At 58.9% G+C, this 7,439-nt stretch carries 6 protein-coding genes and 1 pseudogene; all 7 read left to right on the top strand.

The features are described 5' to 3' along the window. Nucleotides 1–539 (top strand): annotated as a pseudogene (locus ACIREA_RS22175) (hypothetical protein); the annotation flags it as partial. Nucleotides 540–543: 4 nt separating this feature from the next. Beyond that, nucleotides 544–1,950 (top strand): DUF1501 domain-containing protein, encoded by a 1,407-nt coding sequence (locus tag ACIREA_RS22170; RefSeq protein ID WP_397384538.1) that lies wholly within the window; start codon nucleotides 544–546, stop codon nucleotides 1,948–1,950. 76 nt (nucleotides 1,951–2,026) lie between these two features. After that, nucleotides 2,027–3,208 carry a sialidase family protein gene (locus ACIREA_RS22165; RefSeq protein WP_397384537.1) on the top strand — a complete coding sequence of 394 codons (1,182 nt, stop codon included), beginning with the start codon at nucleotides 2,027–2,029 and terminating at the stop codon, nucleotides 3,206–3,208. 22 nt (nucleotides 3,209–3,230) lie between these two features. Next, nucleotides 3,231–4,475, top strand: a complete 1,245-nt coding sequence (locus tag ACIREA_RS22160) for a hypothetical protein (RefSeq protein ID WP_397384536.1) — start codon at nucleotides 3,231–3,233, stop codon at nucleotides 4,473–4,475. A gap of 37 nt (nucleotides 4,476–4,512) precedes the next feature. Beyond that, entirely contained in the window at nucleotides 4,513–5,520 is a 1,008-nt protein-coding gene (locus ACIREA_RS22155) for a Gfo/Idh/MocA family protein (protein ID WP_397384535.1), read from the top strand. Then, complete coding sequence (locus tag ACIREA_RS22150) at nucleotides 5,517–6,554, top strand: alkaline phosphatase D family protein (RefSeq protein ID WP_397384534.1); 1,038 nt, start codon at nucleotides 5,517–5,519, stop codon at nucleotides 6,552–6,554. The genes ACIREA_RS22155 and ACIREA_RS22150 overlap by 4 nt, the downstream gene beginning before the upstream one ends. 3 nt (nucleotides 6,555–6,557) lie before the next feature. After that, a partial coding sequence (locus tag ACIREA_RS22145; protein ID WP_397384533.1) for a DUF1549 domain-containing protein occupies nucleotides 6,558–7,439 on the top strand: 882 nt, incomplete at its 3' end.

Below are 7,439 nucleotides of genomic sequence, written 5' to 3'. Positions count from 1 at the left end.
CACGCTACAAGCCGCGCAACGTTATCATCCAGGTGGTTGGCGAGGATGAGAATTCCAACATCGGCTATCAGGTCGTGCCATCGGACATCCACATTGAACTGGGCCGCCGTTATCACATTGCTGCACGTGTTTCATGCGTTGGTCATACCGTCACCTTCACCGTGCGTGATCTCGACGCGGCGGGAGCCGCCGCGCAGACTGCCGTGGTCCCCATGGACATTCGTTCGAAACTCAGCATGGGCTCTTCGCAGCTCGTGATTGGTGGTTTGCACAAGCGCGCCCCCACTCACCAATGGGATGGCCGGATCGAGGCTCTGCGCGTGGCCAGTGGCGTGCTGGATGACAAGGCGCTCAATGAAGACGCGGAGAAATGGGCGTCAGGTCTCGTCATCTGGCGTTCTGCAGATCCGCTGACTTCGCAGCTGGCGTGGTCGGGTTCGGACGCGAAAACGGTTGAGGCGGACGATCCCTTCCATCAGGCCATGAATGATCTCTGCCAGGTCCTGCTGAACACCAACGAGTTCTTTTACCTTCACTAACACCATGAGCTGCAATCGATTCGATTTTCCCAACACACGGCGCGAGTTTCTTCAAACCGCTGGCTGCGGCTTTGGCGCCGTGGCGCTGGCCGGTTTGATGGGTGAACAAAACGCTTCTGCCGCCACCACGCTTCCTCAGCGTGCAGCAAAGGCGAAGAGCGTGATCTTCCTGTTCATGGAAGGCGGTCCCAGCCATCTCGACACCTTTGATTACAAGCCGCTGCTGAACAAGCTCGCAGGCCAGTCACTGCCCGCAAGTTTCAAGCCGCCGATCACCGCCATGGGGGAAACCAAGTCGCCGCTGCTCGAATGCAAACGCACTTGGAAGCAGTACGGCCAGGGCGGTCTGTGGATCTCGGACTGGTTTCAAAACGTGGCGCAGCATGCGGACGATCTTGCGGTGATTCATTCCTGCGCCTCGAGCGGGATCAATCACGCCGGTGGCGTGTGTTCCATGAACACGGGCTCTGTCTTTGGCGGGCGCCCTTCGCTTGGTGCATGGGCTTCGTATGGACTTGGCTCCGAAAATCAGAATCTGCCCGGCTTTGTCGTCATCAAAGACAGCGAAGCCACCGTGGTGAACGGCGTGCGCAACTGGGGCAACGGCTTCATGCCCGCCGTGTATCAGGGCGTGGAGTTCAACTCTGACGGCGTGCCAATCAAATACCTCGAAAACCCCAAAGGCGTGGACCGCAAGCGTCAGCGTGACAAGCTCGATTTGCTCGGTGCCTTGAACCGTGACTACGGCGCAACTCGTGTCAGCAACACTGAACTCGATGCCCGCATTCGCGGTTACGAACTGGCCTACAAGATGCAGGCCGAGGCGCCGCAGGCGGTGGACCTCAGCAAAGAAACCGAGGCCACGAAGCAGCTATATGGCATGGACAACGAAGCCACCGCTGTGTTTGGCCGCAACTGCCTGCTCGCCCGCCGCCTCGTCGAAAACGGCGTACGCTTCATCCAGCTCTACAGCGGTGCCGGCAGCAAGTGGGACAGCCACAAGGGCATTGAGGTGAATCATTCGCGGCTCTGCAATGCGGTCGATAAGCCCATCGCGGGCCTGCTTGCTGATTTGAAAGCACGCGGCCTGCTCGACGAAACACTCGTCATCTGGGGCGGCGAATTTGGACGCACGCCCATGAGTGAGCAGGGCGATGGACGTGACCACAACCCCACCGGCTTTACCATGTGGATGGCCGGTGGCGGCGTGAAGGGCGGCCAGACCTACGGTGCCACCGACGACCTCGGCCTCTATGCCATTGAAGACCGCCTGCATGTGCATGACATTCATTCGACCATCCTGTACTTGATGGGGTTGGATCATACCAAGCTCGTCTATAACCACAAAGGTCGTCCCGAACGCATCGACCAGAACGAGGGGCACCCGATGACGAAACTCCTGGGCGCTTGATCGTGGCGGGTGGTGAGTCCGCTTCACCAGGATGATTCCTTTGCAAAGCCTTCGCGAGGTTGTCCGTTTGCTTTGCATGCATCTTCGTTTCCTCGCCATGCTTTTCCCCCTGCTGCTCACTTCCGTGCTAGCCCAAACCGGGCTGCAAAAGGCGGACGTCACTCTGGTGCCGCCGAAGAATCTCAAAACGAAGCTCGCGCCGGGCTACACGATTCCCACAGTCGATATCACCGGTGATAAAGAGCGACAGGTCATCGTGGATCAGGAGAAGGGCCAGTACCTCGGTCATCCGACCACGCTGCTACTCGAAGACAACAAAAACATGCTCATCGTCTATCCGAAGGGACACGGGCGCGGCCCCATCGTTTACAAGCGCAGCAATGACACCGGCCTGACGTGGAGCGAGCGGCTGCCGACGCCAAAATCATGGGAGACCTCCGTGGAGGTGCCGACTCTGCACCGCGTGGTGGATGCCAGCGGCAAGAAGCGCATCATCATGTTCAGCGGCCTTTACCCCATCCGCATGGCCATTACCGAAGATGATGGGGCAAACTGGAGCGATCTGGCACCCATCGGCAACTTCGGCGGCATCGTCACCATGGGCACGGTGGTTGATCTGAAAACACCGGGCCATTATCTGGCGTTCTTCCATGATGACGGTCGGTTCATCCGTGGCGCACCGGCGAAAGCATGGCGCTTCTGGGTTTACACCACGCTTTCCAAAGACGGCGGTCTCACCTGGAGCGCCCCCACACCCATCGCCATGCTGCCAGATGCGAACTTGTGCGAGCCGGGTGCATTGCGTTCCCCGGATGGCAAGCAGATCGCCGTGCTGCTGCGTGAGAATTCACGGAAGTACAATTCATTCGTCATCTTCTCGAACGATGAAGGCCAGACATGGAGTGAGCCGAAGGAACTGCCTGCTGCGCTCACGGGAGATCGGCATGTCGCCAAATACACGCCTGATGGCCGCCTGTTCATCAGCTTCCGTGACACCACACACGTTAGCCCCACGAAAGGCGATTGGGTTGGCTGGGTGGGCAAATACGAGGACATCGTGAACGGTGCCGAGGGTCAGTATCGGGTACGCATCATGGACAATACCAAAGGCGCCGATTGCACCTATCCTGGCATCGAGGTGCTGCCAGACGGCACCATCGTCACCACCACCTACGGCCACTGGACGGAAGGCGAGTCTCCCTACATCGTGAGCGTCCGTTTCAAACTGTCGGAGCTCGATGCAAAGGCCGCCAAATAGCAGATCGTCAATTATTACAGCCATGACTCCATTACCCAACCGTCGTCAGTTTCTCTCCACGCTCGCTCTCGGATCGTTCGCTGCACGCGGGCAGGAGGCACCCAAGTTTCCGCCAACGCGGGTCATCACCAAAGGCCCCGGGTTCCATTGGTTCGCCTACTATGACAAGCTCCAGTTCTCGCCGGACAACCGCTTTGTGCTCAGCAACAAGGTCAGCTTCGAACATCGTTCTCCAACAGCGGACGATGAGATCGAAGTCGGCATGGTCGATCTGCAGGAGAAAGACAAATGGATCCCTCTCGGCAAGTCCCGCGCCTGGTGCTGGCAGCAGGGCTGCATGCTGCAATGGATTCCCGGCACCGAGTCCAAGGTGATCTGGAATGATCGTGAGAAGGATCGCTTCGTCAGTCACATCCTCGATGTGAAGACGGGAGAGAAGCACACGATTCCAAGTCCCATCTACGCGCTGGCTCCGAATGGCAAAGAAGCCGTGAGCTGTGATTTCGCGCGCGTGGCCGACTGCCGCCCCGGCTACGGCTACGCAGGCATCAAAGACCGCTTCTTTGAGGACATGGCACCCGCAGGAAGCGGCGTCACCCACGTGAATCTCGAAACCGGTAAAGAGAAGCTCATCGTTTCACATGCGCTGCTCGCCAAGACCGGCGTGGTGATGGAAAATCATCCCGACTCCAAGCATCACGCTTATCACCTGCTTGTCGGCCCCGATGGCAAACGCTTCATCATGCTGCACCGCTGGACGCAGCCGAAGGGCGGGCATCTGACGCGCCTGATCACAGCCAACATGGACGGCAGCGATCTCCGCATCGTCATTCCCAATGGCTACGCCTCTCACTTCATCTGGCGCGATGCCACGCACATCCTCTCCCAAGCCAAGGACTGGCTCGGCAACAAGGAGTGGGGCGATTTCCTCTTCGAAGACAAGGACAGCGGCATCGTCGAGGAGATCGGCCATGGTGTGCTCGACAGTGGCGGCCACCTGACTTACCTGCATCGCAACGAGTGGATTCTGAACGACACCTATCCCAAAAGCGTGCGTCGCATCCAGACCCCACACCTGTATCACATCGCCACCAACAAACGCATCGACCTCGGCGAGTTCCACTTACCCCGCGAATACTCCGGCGAATGGCGTGTGGACAATCATCCACGTTCCAGCCGCGACGAACGCTGGGTCTGCATCGACGCTCCACATGCCGATCAAGGGCGCCAGCTGCACCTGATCGACATTCAGGGGCTGATGCCCTGATCAACCTCAGTACTTCATTGCGTACGTGTAAGCCATTATGAAACAGGTTCTTCCACTCGCAGCGGCTCTCTTACTCAGTCTGGCAGGTTCCGTCCTCTCCCAGGAGACGCTCAAGCCACTCCGTGCCGGCATTGTCGGCCTCGATACCTCGCATGTGCCCGCGTTCACCAAGCTCTTCAACAATCCGAAGGCCGATGGCGATCTCGCAGGCATCAAGGTGGTGGCGGGTTATCCTGGTGGCACCGACATGCCTGCCAGCAAGGACCGCGTGGCTAAATTCACCGAACAGGTGCGCGGCATGGGCGTGGAGATTGTGGACTCCATTTCCAAGCTGCTCGAAAAGGTCGATGTTGTAATGATTGAGAGCGTGGATGGCCGCATCCATTTGAAAGAAGCGCGTGAGGTCTTCCAATCGGGCAAACTCGTGTATATCGACAAACCCATTGCAGGAACTCTTCCAGAAACCATCGCTCTGTTTGAGCTCGCGAAGAAGCATCACGTCAAGACCTGGTCGAGTTCGTCGTCACGCTTCGGGGCCGACCTCCTCGCTCTGAAAGGCAATGAGAAAATTGGCGACATTCTCGGCGTCACGACCTGGGGGCCGTGTTCATATCAGAGCGGCACGCCGGACTTGTTTTTCTACGCCATCCATGGCGTCGAATCCCTCTTCACGCTCATGGGCACTGGCTGTGAAACCGTGTCACGCAGCAAAGGCCCCATCACAGATCAAGTCACGGGCGTGTGGAAGGATGGGCGAATTGGCACCTATCGTGGAATCGTGAGGGGAAAGTCCGAATTCGGTGCCATGGTCTACGGCAGCAAAGGCGTGCGTCAGGGGGCCAAAACCATCAGTTATGAGGCGCTGTGCCGCCAGATCGGCAAATTCTTCCGCACTGGAGAGCCGCCTGTCAGTGAAGCTGAGACGATCGAAATATTCACCTTCATGGAGGCTGCTGATGAAAGCATTCGCCAGGGCGGCAAGCCTGTCGCGCTGGATGATGTGCTGGCGAAGGCAAAACAAGAGGCGGCGAAGATTGTGCCATGAACTCAGCACCTCCGCCGATGCCCAGGCTAAACACCCGTCGTCATTTCCTATCCACCCTTCCCGCCATCGGTTGGGTGGCTGCGCACGCAGCCGACGATCCCCCATTGCAGGACATCGTCTTTGGCTCCTGCCTCGACACACATGAGCATCCCATGCTCGATCGCACTCTCACGCTGCCGCGTGACCTGTTTATTTTCATGGGTGACAACATCTATGCGGACAAAGGTGGCATCCCGATGATGCAGGAAAAGTACGCGCTGCTCAAAAACAGCCGCTTTTTCAAAGGCCTGCAAAACAAGCCCATTCTCGCCACCTGGGACGATCACGACTTCGGCGAAAACGACGGTGGCGGGAGCTACCCGCACAAAAAAGAGGCGCAGGTGGAGTTCTGGAACTGGCTCGACGAGCCCGCCGCATCGTCACGCCGTCAGCAGGCGGGCGTGTATCACGCGCAGACCTTCGGCCCGGACGGCAAGCGCGTGCAGGTCGACATGCTGGACACACGCTACTTTCGCAGTCCGCTCAAAAAGGTGCCGAAGGACAAGGCCACGCTTGGCGGCTCTTACGTGCCCACGGATGACATTGCCGCCACCATGTTGGGCGCTGCACAGTGGGACTGGCTAGCGCAGGTGCTCCAGCAGCCGGCGGATCTTCGTCTCATCGTGTCCAGCATCCAGTTTGCCCCGCAGGCACATGGCGGTGAATGCTGGGCCAACATGCCGCACGAGCAGCAGCGGCTGCTGAAACTCCTGCAGGGGCAGACTGCGGTGATTTTGAGCGGCGACCGCCACTGGTGCGAGTTCTCGCACAACGGCGTGTTTGACTTTACCACCAGCTCAATGACGCAGAAGCATCCGCGCGGCACCCCCACGCCGAACCAACACCGCTGCATGCCCCAAACCTATCACCTGCCCAACGTCGGCCATCTGCGCATTGACTGGGGCGCTGCAACCATCTCAGTGAAGGTGCTTGGAGAAGACGGCGGCACCAAGATCGCGCAGACTCTGCCCTTTCGTGAACTGCTGATAACCTAGCCCATGCGCTTCGTCATTCCATTCGTCTTCATGGCTACTTACAGCGCTTTCGCTGCAGAAGCGCGTGTGGAATTCAATCGCGACATCCGCCCCATCCTGGCTGCCAAGTGCTACGCCTGCCATGGCCCGGACGAAGACAAGCGCGAGGCCGACCTGCGGCTGGATGTGCGTGCTGAGGCTGTGAAGGCAGCCATTACCCCCGGAAAACCCGAGGCGAGCGAGTTGTGGAAACGCATCACACACTCCGATCCCGATGACGTGATGCCGCCGCCTTCGTCGCCAAAGCAGCTTACCAAAATTGAGCGCGACCTCATCCGCCGTTGGATCGCCGCAGGCGCTGAGTACCAGAATCACTGGGCCTTCGAACCGATCAAGCGTCCCGTCGTGCCGCAGTCGGACGGTAAAAACCCCATAGATGCTTTCATCGCCGCCAGGCTCCGCACGCATGGACTCGAGCCCGCACACGCAGCCTCACCTACCACGCTGATTCGCCGCGTTTATCTTGATCTCACCGGCCTGCCGCCATCCCCGTCAGATCTCGCCGCTTTGTCCGATTGGTCGGAACAAAAATACGAGCAGATCGTGGACCGCCTCCTTGCCTCTCCCAATTTTGGCGAGCGCTGGGCGCGCCACTGGCTGGACACGGCGCGTTACGCGGATTCAAACGGCTTCCTTGGCGATGGCCTTCGCCCCAACGCCTACCTGTATCGCGACTGGGTCATCCGTGCCTTCAATACTGACCTTCCATTTGATCAGTTCACCATCGATCAAATCGCCGGCGACCTGCTGCCACAACCTACGCCGGATCAAATCACCGCCACTGGCTTTCACCGCAATGCCGCGCTCAACACCGAGGCAGGCGTGGACAAGGAGGAGGCACGTTAC

This window comes from Prosthecobacter sp. (assembly GCF_044373815.1).
Classification (GTDB): domain Bacteria; phylum Verrucomicrobiota; class Verrucomicrobiia; order Verrucomicrobiales; family Verrucomicrobiaceae; genus Prosthecobacter.
This window is presented reverse-complemented; position numbering and strand designations above follow the sequence as displayed.